The sequence below is a fragment of the Paeniglutamicibacter antarcticus genome, assembly GCF_039544305.1.
Taxonomy (GTDB): domain Bacteria; phylum Actinomycetota; class Actinomycetes; order Actinomycetales; family Micrococcaceae; genus Paeniglutamicibacter; species Paeniglutamicibacter antarcticus_C.
On record NZ_BAABLK010000049.1, the window covers coordinates 1 to 753 of the forward strand.

1 protein-coding gene is annotated in these 753 nt (G+C 65.5%); it reads left to right on the plus strand.

All coding sequences use genetic code 11. From position 1 onward, the window contains the following. Positions 1-753, plus strand: a 753-nt coding sequence (locus ABEA12_RS15000) for an HNH endonuclease signature motif containing protein (RefSeq protein WP_345468798.1), incomplete at both ends; no start/stop codon positions are given.

Sequence of the window (753 nt, forward strand, 5' to 3'; positions counted from 1 at the left end):
CCCATCCCCGACGCTCCCGGCACCATAGGCGGTATCTCCCCGGCTGGTGCCCCGGCACCGCGGTGGGCGCTATCCCCGGAGACCGACCCGGCCCAGGTCCCGGTCAGTGAATGGTCCACCGGCGGGGCTGGAGGTACCGGGGTGTTGGTGGATGCCATCGAATCACGTACCGGCGCGCAGTTACTCCTGGACGGGGTCATTGCCGCGATCAGTGGGGCACTGAACGGTACCGGGGTCAGCGAGTCCGGTGGTCAGCGGGTGAAGGTCGGGGTGCTGATCGGATACCGGGCGTTGTTGGGTCAATGCGAAGATGCGGGGATCACCGCCCACGGGCGTCCGGTTTCCGCGGCGAGCATCCGCATGCTTGCGTGCGATGGCGGCATTCTGCCCGCGGTGCTGGGTTCGGTGGGGGAGGTCCTGGATATGGGGCGGGAGGTCCGCGGTTTTACTACCGCCCAACGTAAGGCCCTGGCGATCCGTGACCGGGGGTGTGTGATCCCGGGCTGCCGGCGTTCGGCGGCGACTTGCGAGGCTCACCATGTGAAGCCGTGGTCAGAGGGTGGGAAGACCAGCGTCGATAACGGTTCCATTGCATGCCAACATCACCATTTGATGGTGCATGCTGGGTTGCTCACCTTGAAAATCATCGGCAAGGTCCCGTATGTGATTGCCCGGGCGGGTGAACCCCGTGGGGATCCGGAGCGGAACCTTTATTGGCATCCCGAGTTGCGGACCATCGGGTACACCCCACCA